24 protein-coding genes and 2 pseudogenes are annotated in these 22,915 nt (G+C 70.7%); 15 read left to right on the top strand and 11 right to left on the bottom strand.

Annotated features, from left to right (window positions below):
- Positions 1-2: 2 nt before the first annotated feature.
- Positions 3-608: an LppP/LprE family lipoprotein gene (locus EDF42_RS17320; protein ID WP_148067857.1), complete on the bottom strand. Its 606-nt coding sequence runs from the start codon at positions 606-608 to the stop codon at positions 3-5.
- A gap of 64 nt (positions 609-672) precedes the next feature.
- Between EDF42_RS17320 and EDF42_RS17315 the strand changes: the two genes are divergently transcribed.
- From EDF42_RS17315 to EDF42_RS19295, 4 genes and pseudogenes are all read left to right on the top strand, one after another.
- On the top strand, positions 673-1,494 hold the full coding sequence (locus EDF42_RS17315; RefSeq protein ID WP_123673667.1) for an alpha/beta hydrolase: 822 nt from the start codon (positions 673-675) through the stop codon (positions 1,492-1,494).
- Between the two features lie 146 nt (positions 1,495-1,640).
- Positions 1,641-1,985, top strand: coding sequence for a hypothetical protein (locus tag EDF42_RS17310; RefSeq protein ID WP_123673665.1), 345 nt, complete (start codon positions 1,641-1,643; stop codon positions 1,983-1,985).
- A 48-nt stretch (positions 1,986-2,033) separates the two neighbouring features.
- Positions 2,034-2,153: pseudogene (locus tag EDF42_RS19300) on the top strand (DivIVA domain-containing protein); the annotation flags it as partial.
- A 39-nt stretch (positions 2,154-2,192) separates the two neighbouring features.
- A pseudogene (locus EDF42_RS19295) lies at positions 2,193-2,315 on the top strand (DivIVA domain-containing protein); the annotation flags it as partial.
- Positions 2,316-2,415: 100 nt separating this feature from the next.
- Here the strand turns inward: EDF42_RS19295 and EDF42_RS17300 are convergent.
- From EDF42_RS17300 to EDF42_RS17290, 3 genes are all read right to left on the bottom strand, one after another.
- The gene (locus tag EDF42_RS17300) at positions 2,416-3,567 is read right to left on the bottom strand and encodes a Gfo/Idh/MocA family protein (RefSeq protein ID WP_123673792.1); all 1,152 of its coding nucleotides are present in this window, start codon (positions 3,565-3,567) and stop codon (positions 2,416-2,418) included.
- On the bottom strand, positions 3,564-4,397 hold the full coding sequence (locus EDF42_RS17295) for a sugar phosphate isomerase/epimerase (protein WP_123341194.1): 834 nt from the start codon (positions 4,395-4,397) through the stop codon (positions 3,564-3,566). The genes EDF42_RS17300 and EDF42_RS17295 overlap by 4 nt, the downstream gene beginning before the upstream one ends.
- A 99-nt stretch (positions 4,398-4,496) precedes the next feature.
- Complete coding sequence (locus EDF42_RS17290; RefSeq protein WP_123341195.1) at positions 4,497-5,861, bottom strand: MFS transporter; 1,365 nt, start codon at positions 5,859-5,861, stop codon at positions 4,497-4,499.
- Between the two features lie 132 nt (positions 5,862-5,993).
- On the opposite strand from EDF42_RS17290, the gene EDF42_RS17285 reads away from it, so the two are divergent.
- Positions 5,994-6,578, top strand: coding sequence for a TetR/AcrR family transcriptional regulator (locus EDF42_RS17285; RefSeq protein ID WP_123673661.1), 585 nt, complete (start codon positions 5,994-5,996; stop codon positions 6,576-6,578).
- Between the two features lie 92 nt (positions 6,579-6,670).
- Here the strand turns inward: EDF42_RS17285 and EDF42_RS17280 are convergent, their stop codons facing one another.
- Positions 6,671-6,853 (bottom strand): hypothetical protein, encoded by a 183-nt coding sequence (locus tag EDF42_RS17280; protein ID WP_123673659.1) that lies wholly within the window; start codon positions 6,851-6,853, stop codon positions 6,671-6,673.
- A 172-nt stretch (positions 6,854-7,025) separates the two neighbouring features.
- Here EDF42_RS17280 and EDF42_RS17275 point away from each other — a divergent pair, with 172 nt between their 5' ends.
- The 4 genes from EDF42_RS17275 to EDF42_RS17260 all read left to right on the top strand — a co-directional run bounded on the left by EDF42_RS17275 (position 7,026) and on the right by EDF42_RS17260 (position 9,680).
- Entirely contained in the window at positions 7,026-7,787 is a 762-nt protein-coding gene (locus EDF42_RS17275; protein ID WP_123673657.1) for a LamB/YcsF family protein, read from the top strand.
- Complete coding sequence (locus EDF42_RS17270) at positions 7,784-8,416, top strand: allophanate hydrolase subunit 1 (protein WP_123341199.1); 633 nt, start codon at positions 7,784-7,786, stop codon at positions 8,414-8,416. Before EDF42_RS17275 ends, EDF42_RS17270 begins: the two co-directional genes overlap by 4 nt.
- A complete protein-coding gene (locus EDF42_RS17265) occupies positions 8,413-9,297 on the top strand; it encodes a biotin-dependent carboxyltransferase family protein (protein WP_123341200.1) in 885 nt (294 codons plus the stop codon). The genes EDF42_RS17270 and EDF42_RS17265 overlap by 4 nt, the downstream gene beginning before the upstream one ends.
- Before the next feature lie 80 nt (positions 9,298-9,377).
- On the top strand, positions 9,378-9,680 hold the full coding sequence (locus EDF42_RS17260; protein ID WP_111086660.1) for a putative quinol monooxygenase: 303 nt from the start codon (positions 9,378-9,380) through the stop codon (positions 9,678-9,680).
- Positions 9,681-9,691: 11 nt separating this feature from the next.
- Here EDF42_RS17260 and EDF42_RS17255 read toward each other — a convergent pair whose 3' ends face one another.
- The 4 genes from EDF42_RS17255 to EDF42_RS17240 form a co-directional block, all read right to left on the bottom strand.
- On the bottom strand, positions 9,692-10,450 hold the full coding sequence (locus EDF42_RS17255; RefSeq protein ID WP_123673655.1) for a glycoside hydrolase family 16 protein: 759 nt from the start codon (positions 10,448-10,450) through the stop codon (positions 9,692-9,694).
- 150 nt (positions 10,451-10,600) lie between these two features.
- Positions 10,601-11,656, bottom strand: a complete 1,056-nt coding sequence (locus EDF42_RS17250; protein WP_260213598.1) for a DUF2891 domain-containing protein — start codon at positions 11,654-11,656, stop codon at positions 10,601-10,603.
- Positions 11,643-12,713, bottom strand: coding sequence for a DUF979 domain-containing protein (locus tag EDF42_RS17245; RefSeq protein WP_123673653.1), 1,071 nt, complete (start codon positions 12,711-12,713; stop codon positions 11,643-11,645). Before EDF42_RS17245 ends, EDF42_RS17250 begins: the two co-directional genes overlap by 14 nt.
- A complete protein-coding gene (locus EDF42_RS17240) occupies positions 12,710-13,417 on the bottom strand; it encodes a DUF969 domain-containing protein (RefSeq protein WP_123291728.1) in 708 nt (235 codons plus the stop codon). The genes EDF42_RS17245 and EDF42_RS17240 overlap by 4 nt, the downstream gene beginning before the upstream one ends.
- Before the next feature lie 120 nt (positions 13,418-13,537).
- Between EDF42_RS17240 and EDF42_RS17235 the strand changes: the two genes are divergently transcribed.
- Positions 13,538-14,182, top strand: a complete 645-nt coding sequence (locus tag EDF42_RS17235; RefSeq protein ID WP_123673651.1) for a GntR family transcriptional regulator — start codon at positions 13,538-13,540, stop codon at positions 14,180-14,182.
- 46 nt (positions 14,183-14,228) lie between these two features.
- Here EDF42_RS17235 and EDF42_RS17230 read toward each other — a convergent pair whose 3' ends face one another.
- The gene (locus EDF42_RS17230) at positions 14,229-14,450 is read right to left on the bottom strand and encodes a hypothetical protein (RefSeq protein ID WP_123341204.1); all 222 of its coding nucleotides are present in this window, start codon (positions 14,448-14,450) and stop codon (positions 14,229-14,231) included.
- 32 nt (positions 14,451-14,482) lie between these two features.
- On the bottom strand, positions 14,483-15,058 hold the full coding sequence (locus EDF42_RS17225; RefSeq protein ID WP_148067855.1) for a TetR family transcriptional regulator: 576 nt from the start codon (positions 15,056-15,058) through the stop codon (positions 14,483-14,485).
- A gap of 223 nt (positions 15,059-15,281) precedes the next feature.
- Here EDF42_RS17225 and EDF42_RS17220 point away from each other — a divergent pair, with 223 nt between their 5' ends.
- From EDF42_RS17220 to EDF42_RS17200, 5 genes are read left to right on the top strand one after another with little or no spacing between them, the layout of a single operon-like run.
- Entirely contained in the window at positions 15,282-16,763 is a 1,482-nt protein-coding gene (locus EDF42_RS17220) for a DUF6421 family protein (RefSeq protein WP_123673648.1), read from the top strand.
- Complete coding sequence (locus EDF42_RS17215; RefSeq protein WP_260235553.1) at positions 16,760-17,449, top strand: SDR family oxidoreductase; 690 nt, start codon at positions 16,760-16,762, stop codon at positions 17,447-17,449. The genes EDF42_RS17220 and EDF42_RS17215 overlap by 4 nt, the downstream gene beginning before the upstream one ends.
- Before the next feature lie 4 nt (positions 17,450-17,453).
- The gene (locus EDF42_RS17210) at positions 17,454-18,527 is read left to right on the top strand and encodes a low specificity L-threonine aldolase (protein ID WP_123341210.1); all 1,074 of its coding nucleotides are present in this window, start codon (positions 17,454-17,456) and stop codon (positions 18,525-18,527) included.
- An 18-nt stretch (positions 18,528-18,545) separates the two neighbouring features.
- Entirely contained in the window at positions 18,546-20,012 is a 1,467-nt protein-coding gene (locus tag EDF42_RS17205; protein WP_123673646.1) for an SDR family NAD(P)-dependent oxidoreductase, read from the top strand.
- A gap of 55 nt (positions 20,013-20,067) precedes the next feature.
- A complete protein-coding gene (locus tag EDF42_RS17200; RefSeq protein ID WP_123341212.1) occupies positions 20,068-22,800 on the top strand; it encodes a LuxR family transcriptional regulator in 2,733 nt (910 codons plus the stop codon).
- The last annotated feature ends 115 nt before the right edge of the window (positions 22,801-22,915 follow it).

Here is a 22,915-nt window from a genome sequence, read left to right as displayed (position 1 = left end):
GATCAGCCGACGGGCGGTACCTCGCCGGTCATGTCGACGCGCTCGGTGCCGTCGTTCCAGATGTACGTCGCGGTGGTGCGACCGGAGGCGTCAGCGTTCGCCTCGTTGGCCTTCGCGTACGTGTAGGTGACCTTGATCGAGGCGTCGGCCAGCCGCTCGACCGTCGGCTCGAACGCGTACTGCTCGGAGGTCGCGGTGCCGAGGTACCGGCCCTGGTGGAAGAGCAGGATCGCGTAAGGCGAGCCGGCCGTGGCGAACTCGGGCGAGACGACAGACCAGGACAGGGAGGCGCAGGCGTCGTAGCCGGTGTAGTCGGCGTTCGCGGCGTCCCACTCGGTGCCCTCGAGGCCGGCGGGCGACGGCAGCGCGGCGATCCCGGCGGCGGCTGCCTCGGAGCCGGCCGCGGGACCACAGGTCGGGGTGGGCGTCGGTGTCTGGCTCGGCGTGCTCGTCGGCGTCGGGGTCGCTGCCGTGTCCGTCGGCGCTGCGGTCACGGTCTCGGTGACGGTCGGGGTCGCGTCGCCGCCGTCCCCGCCGCCGGAGCAGCCGGTCAGCAGGGCGACCACGGCCGCGCCGGTCAGGAACAGAGCAGTCTTCGAGGTGCGCACCACTCCACGGTGCACCGACCGCGGTGTCGGCGCTCGCATCGTTACCGGCCCGTAGTCTGCTGGCATGCGGGGAGAGGGCATCGGCGCATCGGCGGACGTCGCGGACGACCACGTCGTGGGTCCGCACGGACCGGTCCTCATCCGGCGCTACCGACCGCAGGACCCCGCAGCCGCTCCGACCCTGGTCTGGCTGCACGGCGGCGGGTTCTTCCGGGGCGACCTGGACCTGCCCGAGTCGGACGCCGTGGCCCGGGTGCTCAGCGCCCGCGGCATCCCGGTGGTCACCGTCGACTACCGCCTCGGCCCGCTGCCGGGTCTGCCCTGGATCGGGCGGACGGGTCCACGAGCACGCCGACGCGCACCGCACGCTCGGGACGAAGTCGTGGCCGTGCTCCGCTCGCTCGCAGAGGAGTGTCCGGCCGGTCTGGTGCTCGGTGGCGCGAGCGCTGGAGCCTGCCTCGCCGCCACCGCGGTCCCTCACGGACCCGCGCTGGCCGGCACCGTGCTCGCGTACGGGTTCTTCCACGCGCGGATCCCCCGCGACCCAGCGGTGCAGCGTCTCGTGCGCGGGCACCGGCGGATCACGCACGCTCCACTGTTGCTCGACGCCGCGAACCGCACCTACGCCGGGCCGCTCGGCGCCGGAGCGTTCCCGGCACCGGAGAACCTCAGCACGTTCCCGCGCACCCTGGTGCTCGACGCCGAGCGGGACACGATGCGCGCATCCGGCGACCGGTTCGCACGGCGGCTCGGTGCCGCGGGGGTCGATCTCGAACGGCACGTCCTGCCCGACAGCCGGCACGCGTTCCTCAACCGACCGGGCAGCATCGACTTCACGGCTGCCGTCGACCTGATCGCTTCGTGGGTGGTCCGACGGCCCGTCTGAACGTTCGAGCGTGTGCGACCGTCGGACATTCCGGTGACGCCACGACGAACCGGACGTATTCTGCTGTCGGAAGCAACGGCGGTTCCGAACACCCTTCGCCACGTTCACCGTCGTGGCGTCCCGCCTCTGTGACGAAGAGTCCTACTGTGACCGAACACCTCATCGAGTACGTCGCCCGTGACCGCACGGGCATCACCGCCGTCGTGACGACCACCAGCGTCATCGACGTCGACACCGTGATCCAGCACATCCGCTCCGGACACACGGGCTACTACGTGGCTGCCGACTCCTGGAAGCGCACGCCGGTCAGGAGCATGTCGTTCATCGGCGGCACCTACCTGTTCGCGAACTGGGACGGCTCGAAGCGGAACATGCTGCACGACCTGGCGTTCCGGTCGCCGACGCGCACGGTCCAGACCGCGCCGCCGACGGAGTCCCGCTTCGCGCGGTTCCTCGACGCCGTGTTCGGCCGCCGACTCCCACTGCGCTGAACTGCCGGTACCGCCGCTGCCCCGGCCCGTTCGCACGCCCGTGAGAGCATGACGGGCATGCAGAAGGGGGAGCAGATGCTCGCGAAGGACGTGTCCGACAAGCGGTTCCGACCGACCAAGTGGCGGGAGGGCTACGACCAGGGTGAGGTCGACGCCTTCCTCGACCGGATCCAGACCACCCTCGCCGGATACGAGCAGGGGCGGCCGGTGGATCCGCTCACACCGGAGCAGGTGTCCGCCGCCCGGTTCCAGCCCACGAAGTTCCGCGAGGGCTACGACCAGGACCAGGTGGACGACTTCCTCGACGAGGTCGTCGTCGCCCTCCGCCAGCACGCGGTGCGCTGAGACCGACACCGACGCAGAACGACATCCCCGTCGTCGCACGACGTCGGGGATGTCGTTCCGAGTCGATCCCGGGTCGATCCAGCCCTCAGACCTGCGCGCCCTCCAGCGTCGCCGCGAGCGGGTCGAAGTCCTCGGGCAGCGACGCGATCGGTGCGACGGTCGACTCGACCTCGATGAACGAGCGGGCGGCGATGGACTCCTCGACCGCGACCATGGTGTCGAGGACGTGGTAGCCGACCTCGCCGGTCGCGATGTGCGAGCCGCCGCCACGGATCGCCCGCGCCATGTCGAGCACGCCGAGCCCACGGCCGACGGTGGGCTCCTCGTCGAGCAGCACGTCCCACTCCTGCGAGAAGGGGAACGTCGCGTCCGCGGTCAGCGGCCGCGCGATCCGGATCGGGTGTCCGCCACCGAACGTGTTCGGGTCGGGCAGGACGATCGTGCCCTCGGTCCCGTTGACCTCGAACACGCCGTGCCGGAACAGCGGGGTGTCGAACGACAGCAGCGACTGTGCGTTGCCACCCTGCTCGAACGAGGTCAGGACGGAGACGTGGGTCGGCACCTCGACGGGGAACGAGTCGCCCGCGTTCGGTCCGACGACCAACTGCCGCGTCGACCGCGACTGAGAACCCGTCGCGACGACCGAGTCGATCGGTCCGAGCAGGTGCACGAGCGCCGTGAAGTAGTACGGGCCGATGTCGAACAGCGGGCCCGCGCCCGTGGCGTAGAGGAACGACGCGTTCGGGTGGAACACGTCCGGCCCCTGCCACTGCATGCTCGTGACTGCGGTGAGCGGGGTGCCGATCGCACCGGCCTCGATCGCACGCTTGGCGGTCTGCCAGCCCGGACCGAGCACGGTGTCGGGCGCGATGCCGAGCTTCAGCCCGAGGGAGTCGGCGAGTTCGACGAGCGACGCGGCCGAGGCACGGTCCACGCCGATCGGCTTCTCACTCCACACGTGCTTGCCGGCACGCAGGGCGTCCATCGAGACGGCGACGTGCGTGGCGGGGAGCGTCAGGTTGATGACGATCTCGACGTCGGGATCGGCGAGCACGGATGCGCCGTCGCCCGAGGCCGCGACACCCCACTTCGAAGCCGACGCCGCGGCGCGCTCCGTGTCGATGTCGCCGATCCGGACGACCTCGACGTCGGGGAACGTCGTGAGGTTGGCCAGGTACTGCTCGCTGATCATGCCGGCGCCGATGAAGCCGATGCCGACGCGTCCGGTGCGGGTCATGCGGACACCTCCGATGCGGACGACGAACCGGCCGGCGCGAGGTGCGCCGCGAGCCACTCGTACGACTGCTGCACACCGTCGAAGACGTCCCCGTCGAACCCGTCGAACTCGATCACGGCGTACTCGAGCGCCGTCGCCGCACGGAGTGCCTCGGCGAGCCGGACGTCGCCCTGGCCGGCCGGGGTCTGGTCGGTGGGGATCGTCGCGGTGGAGATGTCGTCGCGCATCGGACCGTCCTTGACGTGCACGGCGACGATGCGGTCACCGAGCTCCTCGATGAACGCGACGACGTCGATGCCCGCGGCCGACGCCCAGTACAGGTCGAGCTCGAGCACCACGGCCGGGTCGAGCAGCGACGCGAGCACCTGCAGCGCGGGCTGTCCGTCGATCTGCGGCCGGAGCTCGTGGTCGTGGTTGTGGTAGCCGACGCGCAGACCGTGCTCGGCGGCCTCGACGGCGGCGGCGTTCAGTCGTGCGGCGACGCGCTCGACGCCCTCGCGGGTCGTCCACGCGTCGGGTCCGACGAACGGGTCGATGACGATCTCGAGGCCGAGTTCCTTCGCCGCGGCGAAGGTGTCGGCGTGCGACGGAGCGGTCATCACGGTGCCGTCGGGCAGCGGGATGGTCTCCTCGACCAGGAACGCGTGGCCGGTCTTCGCGGTGATGCCGTGGGCGTCGAACGCGGACTTGAGCTGCGGTGCTCGGTCCACGAACGCGAACGCCTCGACGGTGTCGAAGCCGATCTCGGCCAGGCGGCGGACGCCGCCGTCGAGGTCGGGCTCCAGCGCGGCGTTCACCGTGTAGAGCTGCAGGGAGATGGCGGGAGCCATGTCGGGTCCTTTCCGGGAGTGGTACAGGTGACTGCCTGGAGGCGCGACTCGCGTTGCAGACGCGAGTCGCGCCTCCAGGCCGCTGGTTTGGTGCGTTGCCTACCGGACCGACTTGATCGGCAGGATGACGAGGGCGCCGAGGATGACGGCGACGCCGGCACCCCAGAGCATGAGCGTGTAGTTCTGACCACCGCCGATGCCGAGCAGGAACAGGCCGACGGCCGGAGCGAGCGACTGCGGCAGCGCGTTCGCGATGTTGATGACGCCGAGGTCCTTGCCGGGGCGTTCCGGGTCGGGCAGCACGTCGACGATCAGGGCGGTGTCGATGGCGGCGTAGATGCCGAAGGCGAAGCCGAGGACGATCTCGGCGAAGTAGAAGCCGCCGACGGTGTCGACGTGGGCCAGGATCACGAGGCCGACCGCGGTCAGTGCGGTGGAGCCCCAGACGAAGACCTTGCGGCGCTGGACGCGGTCCGACACCCAACCGGAGACGGCGGCGCTGACGAGCAGGGCGACCGTGTACAGCAGGACGCCGAACGCGACGACCCCGACGGCCTCGGCCTGCGGCAGACCGATGCGGTCCTGCATGTAGAGCAGGCGGTACGTCGTGAACATGAACGTGCCGAACGTGATGAGGAAGCGACCCCACCATGCCAGACCGAAGTCCGGGTGCTTGATCGGGTTGGTCCAGAACGAGCTGATCAGGTTGATCCAGCTGAACGGCTTGACCGGCGTCGTCGGCAGGTCGTCGCGGGCCACGAAGCAGTAGACGAGGATCGCGATGATCGCCAGGACACCCGGGGCGATGAAGAGGACCGGCAGGTTCCCGACCAGGTACACGGCGAGGTACAGGCCCGCGAGGATGGCGATGTTCTGCGCGAGGGCGATGACACTCGAGGCCTTGCCGCGCTGGAACTCCGGCACGTTGTCGGCGAAGCTCGCGGTCAGCGTGGCGAGGACGGCGTTCGCCGTGACCTGCGCGAGGACCCAGGCCAGCGTGAGCTGCAGGACGTTCGGCGAGAACGCGAGCCAGGCGAGCGAACCGACGAAGACGATGACGCCGCCGAGCATCCACGGGCGTCGGCGGCCCCACCGGCTGCGGGTGCGGTCGGAGATCGCGCCGAACAGCGGGTTGGCGAACAGCGCGCCGAGGGCACCGAACGGCAGGACCGAGCCGACCACGGTCTCGGGGCTCGTGGGGTTGAGCTCGGTCGCCTTGATCGACATGCTCACGAAGACCGGTGTGAGCAGGGCGACGAACAGGCCGAACTGGGCGAAGCTGAGGCCCCAGAGGTAGCCGCGGCCCACACGCATCGTGCTGACGGACTGCGTGATCCCCTCGACCGAGAACGCTCGGGGCGCCGCGGCGTCCGAGGCGGTGGCACCGGCGGCTGCGGTGACCGCTGGTGATGCGGTCCCGGCGATGCCGCGGGTGGGTTCTTCCTTCGACGTCGGTGTCGACATGACTCCTCCTCGAGTCATAGGGGGCTTCGGGGCCCTCGAATACCTAGTGCTGCTAGGTGATCGGGACTGTAGCACCGGAAACCTCCGACCGGAAGTTTTTGTCCCGATTGTTGCGCCGGTACATTGGCACGCGTGACCTCCAACGATGGAATCGGCACCAGGGGCCCCTACGCCAAGGGTGTGCAGCGTCGGCGGGAGATCCTCGACCAGACGCTCGACGTCGTCGCCTCGCGCGGGATCGACGGCACCTCACTGCGCGCCATCGGCGATGCGATCGGGGTCTCGCACGCGGCACTGAAGCACTACTTCTCGTCACGCGAAGCGCTGCTGGTCGAGGTCCTGCGGGAACGCGATGCCGCCTCGGACCGGGCGCTCGGCGACACGGCCGGGGTCTTCACCCGACTGGCCATCGTCGCCGACCGGAACGTCCGCGAGCCGGCACTCGTGACGCTCTACACGACCCTGCTCGGGGCGTCGGTGGAGTCCGGCAACGAGACGGCGCGGGAGTTCTTCGCCGCACGGTTCGACGAGGCACGGGGGAACCTGGTCGCCCAGCTGCATGACGAGCTCGCGGCGTCGGGGCGGCACTCGGACGCCGACCTCGGGCAGGTGGCGTCCCTCATCATCGCGGCGTTCGACGGGCTGCAGGTGCAGTGGCTGCTGGACCGGAACGTGGACATCGCGGGGACGCTGCGGTTGCTGGAGCGGGTGTTGTAGGGACTGACTCGGAACGACACCGGGTCGACTCGGAACGACGTTCTCGTCGTCGTACGACAACGAGGACGTCGTTCCGAGTCGACGAACGATCCTTACTTCTCGCCGTCCTCTTCCGGGTTGAAGTGCGAGTCGTCCCCGACGTGCCCAGCGGCGAGGCCGTCCGGGTCGTTGGGGATGGTGTTGTCGTCGCCGAGCCCGCCCGGCTTCTCGATGCCCTCGGAGTCGTTCACGGGGGCCTTGGCGTCGTCGTCGTGCGTGTTGCTGCTGTCGGTCATGGTCTGCTCCAGTGCAGTGGTCGAACCGAGGGCGACGCCCCCGGCAGGTGCTGACCTCGGACGCTACGTGCCGCTGCTCGGAATCCACCCACCAGCCGCGTGCCCCGACCGGTCGACAGCGGAGTCGCCGCTCGGTAGATTGTTCAACAACCCGCGACGACAGGGAGTCCCCGTGACGACGATCGACTTGAACAGCGACCTCGGCGAGGGGTTCGGCGCCTGGACGATGGGCGACGACGCCGCGATGCTCGACGTCGTGTCGAGCGCCAACGTCGCCTGCGGATTCCACGCCGGCGACCCGACGATCATGCTCGCCACCGCCCGCGCTGCCGCCGAGCGCGGGGTCGCCATCGGAGCGCACGTCGCCTACCGCGACCTCGCCGGCTTCGGTCGCCGTCCGGTGCACGTCACCCCGGACGAACTCCACGCCGACGTCGTGCACCAGCTCGGCGCGATGGCCGCCACTGCGCGGGTCGCCGGCACCGCGGTCACCTACGTCAAGCCCCACGGCGCCCTGTACAACACCGCGTGCGCCGACCCGGTCCAGGCCGAGGCCGTGGTCCGGGCGATCGCCGACGTCGACAGCTCGCTCGCGGTGCTCGCGCTGCCGGGTTCCGAACTCCTGCTCGCTGCCGAACGCCACGGGCTGCGCGCGGTCGCGGAGTCCTTCGCCGACCGCGCCTACGAACCCGACGGCTCCCTGGTGTCCCGCAGCACGCCGGGTTCGGTGCTGCACGATCCGGACGAGGTCGCCGCCCGCGTCCTCCGCATGGTCACCGACGGGGTCGCGACCGCCGTCGACGGCTCCGAGCTGCGGGTCAGCGCCGACTCCGTCTGCGTCCACGGCGACTCCCCCGGTGCCGTCGCGATGGCCCGTGCGATCCGAGCCCTGCTGACCGAGCACGGCGTCACGATCGCGCCGTTCGCACCGTGACCGTCCTCGACCTCCGGCCCGCTGGGCGCTCCGCTTTGCTCGCCACCTTCGACTCCCTGCCACAGGTCGCCGCGTTCCGTGCCGGGCTGACCGCGACTCGGCTTCCCGGCCTCACCGAGGTCGTGTCCGGCGCGCGGACCCTGCTGCTCCGCTACGACCCGGCGACGACCGACGCCGCGAGACTCCGCGGCGCACTCGAACGGGTCGTCCCGTCCGCCGACGCAGACGCGGCGAGCGCCGCGGACCCACTCGTCATCCCGGTGGTCTACGACGGCGAGGACCTCGACCAGGTCGTCGCCCTGACGGGCATGCGCCGCGACCGCGTGATCGCGTGGCACACCGGCCAGCTCTGGACGAGCGCGTTCTGCGGCTTCGCCCCGGGCTTCAGTTACCTCACCGGCACCGAGCCGTCACTCGACCTGCCTCGCCGGAGCACGTCGCGCACCGCCGTGCCGAGCGGTGCGGTCGCACTGGCGGGCGAGTTCAGCGCCGTCTACCCGCGCGTCTCCCCCGGCGGCTGGCAGCTCATCGGCCGCACCGACGTGCCGATGTGGTCGCTCGACCGGGAACCGCCGGCGCTGGCACCCGCCGGCACACGGGTCCGGTTCGTCGACGCGGGTGCGGCATGAGCGCGCTGACCGTCCTGCAGGTCGGCTTCGGCGCGGCAACGCAGGACCTGGGGCGTCCCGGATTCAGTGACATGGGCCTCGGCGCGGCGGGCGCCGCCGACCGCGGGTCCGCAGCACTGGCCAACCGACTGGTCGGCAACCGTCCCGATGCGGCCGTCCTGGAGGCCCTGCTCGGCTCCGTCACGCTGCGGACCGACGCGTACGTGGCCGTCGCCACCGCCGGGGCCGCCTGCCCGGTCGAGATCGAGCGGGCGGACGGCCGGGTCCGCGGTGCGGCCTCGCACGAGGTCCTGATGCTCACACCGGGTGACACGCTCCGAATCGGTACGGCCACCGCCGGGCTGCGCTCCTACATCGCCGTCCTCGGCGGGTTCGCGGTCGAGCCCGTGCTCGGCAGTCGCTCATGGGACTCGCTCGCACGCCTCGGGCCTCCGCCCTCGTCGCCGGGTGACGTCCTGCCGATCGGCGACGCGCGCGCTTCGTGGCCGATCGTCGACGCCGTGCCGCAACCGGACGAGCACTGGCCGGACGACCCGGTCGTCCTCGACGTCACCGCCGGCCCCCGCGACGACTGGTTCACGCCGGACTGGCGCGACACCCTGACCCGTCAGGACTTCACCGTCGGGTCGGACAGCGACCGCGTGGGGGTCCGCACCACGGCTCCGCAGCCGCTCGTCCGCGCCGTGACGCACGAGCTGCCGAGCGAAGGGGTCGAGACCGGTTCACTGCAGGTCCCGCCGGAGGGCTTCCCAGTGCTGTTCCTCGCCGACCACCCGGTGACCGGCGGCTACCCCGTCGTGGCGGTCCTCACGCCGGAGTCGGTCGACCGTGCCGCGCAGCTCCGCCCGGGCGACACCATCCGCTTCCGGTTCGTCCACTGACGACCGGCTCGCTGACCGATCCGGAACAGGTCGGCGCCGCTGCGGGTTGAGTCGGACACTGCTGACGAAAGGTGCACCACATGTCGATCACCGTCCTGCTCGAGGTCCAGTTCCGGAGCGACGTCCCCGCCGACACCGTCGAGGCGGCGATCCGCGAGACGCTCGCGCAGACCCGCGCCTTCGACGGCTGCGAGTCCCTCGAGGTGCTGGTCGACGACGCCGACCCGACGCGCATGGTCGTCGTCGAGTCCTGGACGAGCGGGGCCGCCCACGACGCCTACGAGGCATGGCGGGCGACCCCGGACGGTGCCGCAGCGATCGGACCGATCGTCGCCGCACCGCCCGTCGCGCGGACGTTCGCACGGACGATCGCGATCAGCTGACCTGCTGCGGGTCAGCCCGTGTACTCGTAGGTGCTGACCCAGTCGATGTCGAGGTGCCCGGCGGCACCCCAGTTGCCGACCTGGAACATGTACCGGTGCGCGGTCTTCGGCACGTTCGACGTGACCGTCTTGATGACCTTGCCGTCGAGCAGGTACTGCACCGACTTGCCGGGAATCCACTCGACCGAGTAGACGTGCCAGCTGCGCCAGGTCACCCCGGTGCTCATGCTCGTCGAGTTCGCTTCCTGCCCGGCGACCATCGAGTGGTGGTGGAGCATCGGCGCCCCCTCGAAGTTCGCCTCCGGGTAGTCGATCTCGCCGTCCGACCAGACGTTCGACGACGGCCACAGCATGAACGCTGCACCGTTCCCGTCGCCGCCGGTGGCCTTCGCTCGGACGCTGAACTTGCCGCCCACGTGCGACCACGCGCCGTTCGGGCTCCCGAAGGTCCCCGCGGCTCCGTGCTTGCCGTCGAGCGTGACGTCCATGTAGCCGTTGCGGGCGCTGACCTGCGAGCCCGAGTAGTACGTGCCGCCCGTCCCGTCCGGGTAGGGCTGCCACGAGTTCGCGTAGGTCTTCGCGAACTGGCCGTTGGCCGAGGCCGTCGTGCTGAAGTTCTCGACGAAGGTCTGCTTGAACTTGCCGACGTTGCCGACCGGGGCGGTGACCCCCGCGTAGGCAACGGATCCTGCTCCGAGCGGTGCCGCCACGACGACGGCTCCGATGAGTGCGGCGATGAGTGCGGTCCGCCTGATCCTGCGGTGCTGCATGTGTCACTCCCTGGTGTGACTGGTGGCACCCGTTCCCCGCGGGCACCCAGCCGGATCTCGGCTGCGCACCGAGGGTAGGTGCATTCTGCAACCGATGCAGGGGGTTGACAGCAGCACGCCGGACCGGCGACCATGCCCCTCGTTCGAGGGTCAGCGCGCGGCGTGCTCGCGTGCTTCCATGGCGTCCCAGGCGAAGCTCGCGAGCCAGTGCGTGGAGTAGTACTCCTCGCCGACGCTGGCGGCCAGGCCCGAGGCCAGCAGCCGGTCCGCCGCCTCGTCGAGCAGGCTCGCGAGTCCGTCGTCGTCCAGCTCGCCGGCGCGCAGGGCGTCCGCGATGCGTCGGGCCGATCCCGCTCGCGACAGGTCGAGCCCGAACAGGTGCACCTGCTGCGGGTCGTTCTCGTCACGGACCACCGTCGACTGCAGGATCGCGTCGCCCGACCGCACCTGGGCGAAGAAGCCGTCCGACCACGTCGCGAACTCGGCCGGGGTCAGCACGGCCCGCATCAGGTCGGCTTCGGCCAGACCGGCGGACAGGAAGTCGTGCCCGCTGCGCTCCCAGGCGAACGGCCACCCGGCGTCCTCGCCGAACCAGTCGCGCGCCGCCCGCTCCACCGTTGCGGCGAGCCCGTCGCGGCCGAGCGACCGTGCGGCCTCGAGCACGAGCAGCAGCCCGAACGCGGAGTTCGAGTGCACCCCGTGCCGCACCGGGTGGGCAGCGCCGTCGACCCACCGGGTGACGAGGTCCTCGAGCACGTCGACGACGGGCGCGAACCCGGGGGCGAGCTGCCGGATGGCCGGCACCTCGGACGCGGAGACCTCGGCGGCGAGCTTCGCGAGCCAGGCCCACCCGTAGGGGCGCTCGTAGTGCGGCGTCGTGTGGAAGTAGGCGGCTTCCGTCGCCAGGTGATCCGCGCTCAGGTGGGCCCGCAGGATCGTGGTGAGCCGGGCCTCCAGATCGGCCGGCAGACCGTGCGCGACCAGACGCGCTGCGAGCCAGTGCATGTGCACGGACGAGTGCCAGTCGTAGGACGTCGCGAAGGCGGGGTGCAGTTCGACCGGCAGCGCCCGGTCGTCCGGGCCGGACGTCGTGTGGTGCGCCGCGTACGGGTACTCGCGCGTGGTGTTCTCGGCGGCGACGGCCGCGAAGCGGTCGGCCCACGCGGCCCGGGTCAGGTCGAGCGGGGCAGCATCAGAAAGCGACAAGGTACATGACTCCCATGTTGACGACGAGCAGGATGGCGGCGGTCGGGATCTGCGCCTTGATCGGACCGTACTTGTCCCGCATCTCGAGCAGGGCAGCCGGCACCAGGTTGAAGTTCGCGGCCATCGGCGTGACGAGCGTCCCGCAGAACCCGGCGAGCATGCCGATGGCGAAGATCGCGGCCGGGTTGCCGTCGAAGCCCTGCACCAGGACGGGCCAGCCGATGGCGGCCGTCATGATCGGGAAGGCGGCGAACGCGTTGCCCATGATGATCGTGAAGAGCGCCATGCCGAGGCAGTAGACGACGACCGCGGCGATCAGCGACCCGCCGGGCAGGATCGACTTGATGATCGTGCCGACGGCGTCGCCGACCCCGGCCTGGGTGAAGACGATGCCGAGGGTGGAGAGCATCTGCGGCAGCAGCGCCGCCCACCCGATGGCCTGCAGCAGTCGGCCGCCCTCGCGGATGGGCGTGGCGATCCTCGGCGGGCGCAGGACGAACACCGCGACGACCACAGCCAGCACCGACCCGATGCCCAGGCCGGTCAGGGTCGCGCTGCCCTCGGCGAGCAGCGGTTCGCCGCCGATCGAGACGAGCGGACCGAGCGTCGCCACGAGGACGGCGACCACGGGCACGACCAGCGCCGGGATGAAGAGCCTGTTGCCGAACCGGGTGGCGAACGCCGCGCGCTCGTCGGGGCTGGTCGTCGCGAGGACGCTCGTGCTGGCGGACGGCTTCGTGGCGGCAGCGGTGGGTTCGGCGGGACCGGTCTCGGCACCCGTGCCGGCACCGGGGATGCTGGCGACCCGCGTGCGACTGGTGGTCCCGGTGAACCCGAGTCCGGCGAGCGCGACCATCACCAGGACGGCGATGCCGAGCACCCACGACGGCGCCGTCTTCGCGGCGACGAAGGTGCCGTAGAAGAACGAGACCCCGAGGATCCCCCAGAACGCCGCGTTGCCGAGTCGCTTCGCGTGCGAGGTGTCCGTGACGATGAAGACGGCGACCGCGATGAAGAACGCGCCGATGAGCCAGTAGAGCCATTCGCTGGTGATCACGCTGCGGCTCCCTGCGTCGGGGCGTCGACGCGTGCGTCGGCGGCCATCTTGTCGAGCGTGCGGTCGAACAGCAGCAGCCGCGTGCCGTGGACCAGGAGCGCGGCGATGCCGGTCGGGATCGCCCACAGCGCCAGGTCGATGGGTTCGAGCGACAGACCGTAGGTGGCGTCGACGAAGGTCGTGATGAGCAGGATCGAGCCGACGGCGACGAAGACGTCCTCGCCGAAGAAGACCCCGACGGTGTCCGACGACGCCGAGTAGCCCTTGATCTTCTCGCGCATCCGCTCGTCGATCCGGCCGTACTTCTTGATCGCCGCCCCTTCGGCCATCGGGTGCACGAGGGGCCGCACGGTCTGCGCCGGCCCGCCGATGCTGGTGAGGCCGACCGCGGCCGTGACCTGCCGGATGGCCAGGTACCCGGCCAGCAGACGACCCGTCGTGAGCTTGTCGAGCTTCGCGATCAGGCGCTTGGCCTGGTCCTGCAGCCCGTAGCGCTCGATCAGGCCGATGACGGGCAGGACGAGCGCGAAGGTCGTGACGGACCGGCTCGACGCGAAGCCGTCGCCGAAGGCGGTGAGGATGCCGACGGGACCGATCCCGCCGATGGCCGCGGTGACGATGCCCGCGACGGTCACGACGAGCAGCGCGTTGATGCGCAACGCGAACCCGATGATGACGACGGCGACGCCGATGAGGACGAACATGCGGGACAGTCTGGACCGCATTGTTCAACAATCGCAAGGGGGTGTTCTGCTCTGTAACACGACGGTCACACGGTGCGGGGTTCGCACCTGCGATGCCCGAGGCCGTGTCAGGATCGGGACATGACCCGAACCGTCAGCGGTGCCGACACGACGGCCGACCGGCTGCGCACCATGATCGCGGCGGGCGAGTTCTCCCCCGGGACGCAGCTGTCCGAGGAGCGGTTGAGCGACCAGCTCGGGGTGTCACGGAACACCCTGCGCGAGGCCTTCCGGCTGCTCGCGCGGGACCGGCTGGTCGAGCACGTGTTCAACCGCGGGGTCTTCGTGCGACGCCTCTCCACCGAGGACGTCGCCGACCTGTACGCCGCCCGACGGGTGCTCGAGGAAGCCGCGGTCCGCGCGTGCTCGCCGACGTCACCCGCGCTCGACGCAGCCGCTGCGGCCGTCACGACCGCACGGGACGCTGCCACCGCGGGCGACTGGGGCGCCGTGGGCACCGCGGACATCCGGTTCCACTCCGAGCTCGTGCGCGCGGTCCCGAGCGCGCGGATCCACGGACTGATGGACGGGCTGCTCGCCGAGATGCGGCTGGCCTTCCTGACGACCGACGACCCGGGGTCGTTCCACGCCGAGTTCGTGGACCGGAACGACGCGATCGTCGCGGCGTTGCGCGCCGGCGACCAGGCGGGAGCGTCGGCGCTGTTGGCGGACTACCTCGACGATGCGGAGCGGACGCTGCGGGTGGCCGCGGACGCGGCAGGCTGACGGGAGGCCCGGTGCGGGTCCTGCCTGCGCGCTCGGATCGCCTCGACTAGCGCTGGTACCGGCCGAGGCCGCGCTTCCTGTCGCGGAGTGCGACGGCGAGCATGCTGCCGCCGAGCACGAGCCACAGGACGGCCATGATCGCGCGGAACGTGCTCGGCTCGATGATCGCCAGGACGCTCCAGAGCACCCCGACCGCGAGCCACACGACGCCGACCCAGACCAGCGGACGTCCGAAGGTCGCGCGGAGGAATCGGTTGTCGCTGCTCATGGGCCGAACCCTACGCCCGGCCGTGCGACACGTCAGCCCCCGACGAGTGCCTTCACCGCGTCGATCACGATCTGCCGACGCCGCGCAGGTGCGACCGCCGCGACCAACGAGCCGTACTCGGGAGAACTCGAGCTCCAGAACGCGGCGAGGTGCATCACCAGACCGAGCAGCACCGCCGGCCGGTAGCTGCGCGGCAGGACCCCGGCGCGCTGGGCGTGCTCCACCGCGGCGACGGCCTCGGCGTTGCTCGCGACGACGGCTTCGAGCGCACCGTCGCTCCCCCGCTCGAGGCGGTGCCACGTGGCGAGCCGTTCGGCCCACGGACGCCGGACGTACGAGTCGTGCAGCCGGGCAGCCCACTCGGCGAGGTCATCGGTGTCGACCGGGACCTCGTCGAACGTCTCGGCGACGGTCTGGGCGAGGAGGGCGTCGAACAGCCCCTCCTTGCTGCCGAAGTAGTGGAAGACCTGCGCCTTGTTGCTCGACGCCGCCGCGGCGATCCGTTCGATCTTGGCGCCGACGAGCCCAGCCGCGGCGAACTCGTCGCGTGCTGCGAGCAGGAGTCGTGCGCGCATCGCGTCGGCGGCTGGGGGCGTGAAGCGTGCCATGCAGACAACCGTATCGACCGAGTCGGCACCGCGCTCGACCGCCAGATCCACGCCGCAGCGACGAAACGTTGCGCGCCGAGCGGCATCGCGTGCGCGGACAATGCCCCGGCGCACGATTCCCCCGCGGATGGGCAAGAATGCGTCCCCCGATCCTCCCTAGGCTCATGACAAGCGCACCACCACGCCGCAGATCCGCGGCCGGCCCAATGACGGGAGGTTCGACATGTCACAGTTCGTCCAGGAGTTCACGCAGGGCGCCATCGTCGGAGAACCCGAGGTCGTCGAGGACCGCCCGTCGGTGCGCGAGGTCGCCAAGCATCCCGCGTGGACGCGGCTGAAAGCCGCTGTCGTGTCGTTCCGTGCGCTGCAGACGGCCGACGGCTCGATACCCGACCAGTCGGACCACGCGACTGCTTCGGAACACCTGGCCACGATCCTCCCGGCCGTTGCCGAACTCGCCCCGTTCTTCCCGCACGATGCGGCGTACCTCGCTGCACTGCAGCGCGACTTCGCACGCTGGGAACGCGACGGTTTCGGCGTTCCCGACTTCCTCGACGCACTGAACGCATTCCATCCGCAACAGCACCGCATCGACGGACTCGGCCACCTGGTCGTCTTCCCGATGGTGACGCAGAACGGCAGTTCCTCGCGATTGGTCGAAGCCGTCCTGGTCGAGGTCATCTGGCCGGAGTTCATCGCGGAACTCGAAGCGGGCGACTACAGCAACACGCTCTTCGTCGCGTTGCGGTTCGTCGACTTCACGCCCGGGTACGACACGAATTCTGCGGTGCTGTTCCCCGAGACGGTCGCGATGCGCGAGATCCCGACGTTCACGTGGGGTGCGATCTTCCAGGACCGCGAAGCCGCTCGCTACCGCCGAGTCGTCCGTGCCGCTGCGGAGATCACCAAACTGGAGTTGCCGGACGACGCTGCAGCAATGCTCGACGACCAGGAGCTGACGGAACAGGTCTTCGTGATGTGGGACATCATCCACGACCGATCGCACATGCGCGGCGACCTGCCGTTCGACCCGTTCATGATCAAGCAGCGGATGCCGTTCTTCCTCTACTCGCTGGAAGAACTCCGCTGCGACCTGACGGCGTTCCGGGAATCCGTGCGGCTCGAACGCGCGCTTTCCGCGGTGCCGGACGCAGATCTCGACGATGCCCGACGCGCGATCCGCGACCACGCCCGCCTGGTGCAGTACGCCGTCGTCTTCGACCGCATCTTCCGGTTCGCGATCACCGGCAGCCGTGTCCGGAACTACGACGGGCTCGGCGGGCAGTTGTTGTTCGCGTGGATGCACCAGCACGATGTCCTGCACTGGACGGACACGCAGCTCACCATCGACTGGGATGCCGTTCCCGATGTGATCATCGCGCTCAGCGATCAGATCAACGAGTTGTACCGGCGGTCGATCGACCGACCGAAATCAGCGCACTGGCTCGCCGCGTACGAGATGCTGACCCGGACGCTCACGCCGCACCCGGCATCGAGATGGGCGCGGGGACTGCCGGAGGAAACGCTCGCCGGAATGCCCAAGGGCTACACCGACGCCGTGCTCGACGACGAATTCCCGCTGTCGATGTTCTACGAGGCCCTGAACAAGAAGATGGCTGCGGTCATCGCATCGACGGCCGGCATCACCGGCTCGTCGTCGGTTGCTCCGTCCACTGCTCCGTCCGTTCCGGACGTCGCCGCGTGAGCGCTGGATCCCTGTCCGGTCGCACGGTGCTGGTCGCGGGCGCGACCAGCACCAGCGGCGCGGCCGTCGCGCGCGCACTCACCTCCGCCGGAGCGGCCGTCGTCGCGGTCGGCACCAGACCAGACGCACTGGAGGCCCTGCGCGCCTCCGTCCCGGGCGTCACGACCCACATGTGCGACCTCGCAGACCTCGGGGCGGTCACCGCGCTCGCGGCTGCGGTCCGCGAGACGGCGGGTCCGGTCGACGGGCTGATCCACCTGGTCGGTGGGTGGCGCGGGGGCGGCGGCATCGTCGGCCAGTCGGACGACGACTGGGACTTCTTCGACCGGGCGTTCCGCACCCTGCGGAACACCACACGCGTCTTCTACGACGACCTGGTGGCGTCCCCGGCCGGACGGCTCGCGTTCGTCTCGTCCACCGCCGTCGACTCTCCCACCGCGGGTGCCGCGAACTACGCAGCCGCCAAGGCCGCCTCCGACGCATGGGTCCGTGCCGTGGCCCAGGGCTTCCAGAAGGACGCACCGGACTCGGCGGCAGCCACCGTCTTCGTCGTCGGCGCCCTCGCCGGTCTCGAAGAGCGGCTCGGCGACGAAGTCGTGCGGCTCTGGACGGCGCCGCCGGCCGACGTGAACGGCGCCCGTCTCCCGCTCTCAGCCGCTCCAGCTGCGGCCTCGAACCTAGGATGAACCAGTGACCCTTCGACTCCACGACCTGGACCTGCGGGGCTTCGCCTCGGACAACTACGCCGGTGTCCACCCCGAGATCCTCGACGCGATCGCCGCGGCCAACGACGGCCACCAGATCGCCTACGGCGAGGACGTCTACACGGCCCGCCTCAACGAGGTGATCGGCGACCACTTCGGCTCGCAGGCGCAGGCGTTCCCGGTGTTCAACGGGACCGGCGCGAACGTCGTCGGGCTGCAGTCGATGCTGCCGCGGTGGGGCGCCGTCGTGTGCACCACGACCGCGCACATCCACACCGACGAAGCGGGTGCTCCCGAGCGCATCGGGGGGATCAAGCTGCTGCCGGTCGAGACCCCCGACGGCAAGCTCACCCCCGAGCTCATCGACAAGGAGGCCTGGGGATGGGGTGACGAGCACCGTGCCCAGCCGCTCGTGGTGTCGATCACGCAGACCACCGAGCTCGGTACCGCCTACACGGTCGACGAGATCCGGGCGATCGCGGACCACGTCCACCCGCTCGGCATGACGCTGCACATGGACGGCGCTCGCATCTCCAACGCCGCCGCGACCCTCGGCCTACCCCTGCGCGACTTCACCACCGATGCCGGCGTGGACGTGCTGAGCTTCGGCGGCACGAAGAACGGCATGCTCTACGGCGAGGCGATCGTCGTGCTCAACCCCGCGGCATCCGAGGGACTGCACTACCTGCGCAAGATGAACATGCAGCTGTCGTCGAAGATGCGGTTCGTCTCCGCGCAGCTCATCGCGCTGCTGTCCGACGACCTGTACCTGCGCTCCGCCGGGCACGCCAACGCCATGGCCGCCCGGCTCCGCGGCGCACTCGAGGCCCGGATCGCCGACGGCAGCATCCAGGGCGTCGGGTTCAGCCAGGAGACCCAGGCGAACGGGGTGTTCGCGACGCTGCCCGCGGGGGTGGCCGAGCGGCTGCGCAAGCACTTCCGGTTCTACGACTGGGACGCCAGCCGCAACGAGGTGCGGTGGATGTGCGCGTACGACACGTCGGAGCAGGACATCGACGACTTCGTGGCGGCGTTGACGCGGGAGCTCGACGCGGCCTGATCCAACGTAGAATCCCGTGTGATCTCCGAGCACCCCGAACCCAGCGGCATCCTCCCCGAGGACCTCGACGCCACACTCCGGGTGCTCGAGCAGATGAGCGAGATCGACGAGACGCACCCCGACTTCGTGCGGGTGCGTCAGGCCACGGCGAAGATGTTCAAGGCCGTGAAGCGGGCGCACCGGCTCGAGAAGCGCGCGGTCATCGCCGAGGCCGACCGCCTGGTGATCGCCGCCACCGCGACCGGAGCCGCCGACCGGATCGACGACGAGACCCGCGGCGTCCCGATCAGCACCTCGACGACGGCGTCCACCGCCGGCACCCTGCTGAAGTCACGCCCCTGCTACATGTGCAAGCAGCAGTACACGGTCGTGGACGCGTTCTACCACCAGCTGTGCCCCTCGTGCGCGGCGATGAGCCACGCGAAGCGTGATGCCCGGACCGACCTGACCGGCAAGCGGGCGCTGCTGACCGGCGGCCGCGCGAAGATCGGCATGTACATCGCGCTCCGCCTGCTGCGCGACGGCGCCCACACGACCATCACGACGCGGTTCCCCCGCGACGCCGTGCGCCGGTTCACGAGCCTGCCGGACTCCGCCGACTGGATCTCGCGCCTCAAGGTCGTCGGCATCGACCTGCGCGACCCGGCCCAGGTCATCGGTCTCGCCGAGGACGTCGCCGCTGCTGGCCCCCTCGACATCCTGATCAACAACGCGACACAGACGGTTCGCCGGTCGCCCGGCGCGTACCAGCCCCTCGTCGACGCCGAACTCGCGCCGCTGCCGGACGGCCCACTGCCCGAGCTCGTGACCTTCGGGCACACGAACGACCAGCACCCGCAGGCGCTCGCCCGCTCGGTGACGGCGCACCCCATCCTCGCGGCCGCCGCAGCCCGCGCCGACGAGCTGACCGAGCAGGCCATGGCTCCGGGGTCGAGCTCGCTCGAGCGTCTGGCCATGGGCACCGCGATCGACGCCGGTGGTCTCGTGCCCGACCTGCACGACGTGAACTCGTGGACGCAGGCCGTCGACGAGGTCGACCCGCTCGAGATGCTCGAGGTCCAGCTCGCGAACACCACCGCGCCGTTCATCCTGATCTCGAAGCTCCGTCCCGCGATGACCGCGAGCGAGGCGCACCGCACCTACGTGGTGAACGTCAGCGCGATGGAAGGGGTGTTCGGCCGTGCCTACAAGGGACCGGGGCACCCGCACACGAACATGGCGAAGGCTGCCGTGAACATGCTCACCCGCACGAGTGCGCAGGAGATGTTCGAGACCGACCGCATCCTGATGACGAGCGTCGACACCGGGTGGATCACCGACGAGCGACCGCACCCGACGAAGGTCCGGCTGGCCGAAGAGGGCTTCCACGCGCCGCTCGACCTCGTCGACGGGGCTGCACGCGTGTACGACCCGATCGTTCGGGGCGAGGCGGGCGAGGACGTGTTCGGCGTGTTCTTGAAGGACTACAAGCCCAGTTCCTGGTGAGCTCGGCGGCCGGAGCCGCTTCACTCCGGTCCAGCAGCGCTGCCATACTGACGACGTGACGAAGGCGCAGCCCGTCATCGGGCGTGAGCGGGAGACCTCGGCTCTCCGAGACGCGGTCGGTCACGTGGACAGCGGTGGTTCCGCGTTCGTGATCGACGGCGAAGCGGGCATCGGCAAGTCGTCACTGGTCGCCGACGTGCTCGAGCACGCGAGCCGCCGCGGACTGCGGACACTCACGACGACCGGCACCCTCGCTGAGTCGGCGGAGCCGTACTCAGCGCTCCACATGCTCCTGTACCCGTTGCGCGGCGGCATCGCGAACCTGCCGTCGCCGCAGCGACGGGCGTTGGACGTCGCGTTCGGGGTCGCCACGGGAATCCAGCCGTCGCCGCTCCTCGCCGGGCTCGCCGCGCTGACCCTGCTCTCGGACGCGGCGGCCGAACGTCCGCTCCTGATCGTCGCCGAGGACCTGCACTGGATGGATGCACCCTCCGAGTGGGCGCTCCGCATGATGGCCCGTCGCGTCGGTGAGGACCCGGTCGTCATCGTCATGACCACGCGGAACACCGATGCGGTGGAGAACCCGGGCATCCGACGCCTGCACCTCCGTCCACTCGACCAGTCCGCTGCCGACGAACTGCTCGACGGAGTGCCTGGAGCGCCGACGGGGCAGGCGCGACGCGACCTCGTGCTCCGCGCCGAGGGCAACCCCCTGGCGCTGCACGAGCTCGGCCGGTCTACTGCGGCGGCCGAGCGCACGCGGGAACGACCCGTCGTCGGACGGGTCGAGCAGGAGTTCGCGGATCGGTACACGGAGCTCGACCAAGGGGTCCGGTTGGCGATCCTCGCCGTGGCGCTGTCCGGCGGCACCGTCGCCGAGGAAGCCGCCCGAGTCGCCGCACGCGCAATCGGCAGGTTCCCGACGCCGACCTGGACCGAGCAGGCATCAGCGGCCTCGCTCCTCGAGTGGGTCGCACCCCGTGCAATCCGGTTCCGGCATCCGCTCGTGCAGTCGGCGGTCCTGTCGGTGACGTCACCGCCGGAGCGCACCGCGGTCCTCCGGTCGCTCGTGCTCGAGCACCAGGACGACCCGGCGCGGACCATCTGGTGGCGCGCCGAGCTCGCCACCGGTCACGACGATCCCCTCGCGGACGAGATCGCCGCGCTCGGCGACGAACGGACCGCGATGTCCGACACCTTCGTCGCGAGCCGGGCGTACGAGCGTGCCGCCGAGCTGACGTCGGACGTGGCCCGACGCGTCGAGCGTCGCATCGTCGCGGCGGAACTCGCCGGGCTGTCCGGCAGGACCTCAGACGCGTCGCTCTTGGTGCAACGGGCTCGCGACGAGGCGCCTCCTGGGCTGCTCGCGGCGCGCGCAGCGTGGGTCGCCGAGACCCTGCCCACTGGTCGGACGGGCCTGGCAGTCGGCGACCTCGGACCGGCGCTCCACGCCGTCTCCGAGATGCAGCTGGCAGGCGGGGTCGAACACGCCACCGCCGCACTGCTCCACCTGGCCGCGATCGCCTGGGACCACACTGCCGAGGCGGACCCGGGCGACCCGATGCTCGTCGTCGTCGAAGCCCTCGCGCTTCCAGAGGACGACCCGCGGTCGATCCTGCTGGCCGCCCGGACCGAGCCGCTGGCCCGGGGCGATCGTGTGCTGGAGCTCGCGTTGGCGGCGGCGCCCGCGGCCCTGGACGAAGAGACAGCGTGGCTCCTCGGGTACGCGCTCAACCTCGTGGGCGAAATCGACACGGCTCGTGTCCTGCTCGATCGTGCCCTCGCGAGCATGCAGACGCGTGGCGAGTTGCGGACGTTCCCGCAGGCCCTCATGGGGACCTCGATGACCACGTACCTCGCCGGGGACGTCGCCCGGGCGCGCGCCCTCGCGCAGCAGGCCGCGTCGCTCGGACGGGACCTGGGCGACGCCGGGTTCTCCGCCGCGGCGCGGTGCGCGCTCGCCTGGTTCGACGCCCTCGAGGGCGAACAGCCCGACACCGAGCGGATCGCTGGCGGGACCGAGGCGGGCGCGCAGGTGCTCCGCTCGAGTGCGATGCGCGCAACGCTGCTCGGCGCGACCGGGTTGGCGCACCTGATCTCCGGCCGGGCGGCGGACGCACTCGAGCCCCTGCGACGTCTCTTCGACCCCGACGACGACGCGTTCAACCCGACCTTCGCCGTGCTGACCTCCCACGACTACGTCGATGCCGCGTTGGAGTCCGGCAACCGACCGGACGCCGAGCAGCGGTTGGCGGACCTCGAGTGGCTCCACGAGCGGTGGCACGCTCCCCTGGTGCGCACGGCCGTCCACTCCGCCCGGACCGCGCTCCTGTCGGACGACGACCTCGAGTCGGCGTGGGCGACCCTGCAGCACGATCGTTGGCCGGTCCCGTACGTGCAAGCGCGAGCGCTCCTCCGACTCGGTCGCCGTCTGCGTCGTGCAGGGCGGAGCACCACCGCCCGAGCAGTCCTGCACGCAGCCCTGGACCTGTTCGAGGCGATGCCCGCACCGATCTGGGCAGAGCGGACACGAGACGCCATCCGGGCCACGGGCGAGCGCCTGCCGACGACGGGGCAACGCAGCATCGACCTGCTCACCCCGCAGGAGCTCCGCGTCTGCACGCTCGCAGCCCAGGGCCTGAGTAACCGCGCCATCGGCGAACACCTCTTCGTCTCCCCCAGGACGGTGGGCGCCCACCTGTACGCGGCGTTCCAGAAGCTCGGCATCTCGACCAGGCAGCAGCTGCCGTCGGTCCTGACACCCGGGGCGACCGCGGCGGACGACTAAGTCACACGACGCCACATCTCGGTCATCGTGACCGATGTGCACCGCCGGCCCGCGGCCCTAGCGTCACGGACGGAAGCAGACGCTTCCACTACCGACGGAGGTCCGCGGCACCGGC

The sequence above is a fragment of the Curtobacterium sp. PhB172 genome, from assembly GCF_003752545.1.
In the GTDB taxonomy this organism is placed as follows: domain Bacteria; phylum Actinomycetota; class Actinomycetes; order Actinomycetales; family Microbacteriaceae; genus Curtobacterium.
Note: the sequence above shows the minus strand (reverse complement) of the source record. Positions and strands in the feature narration are given on the sequence as shown.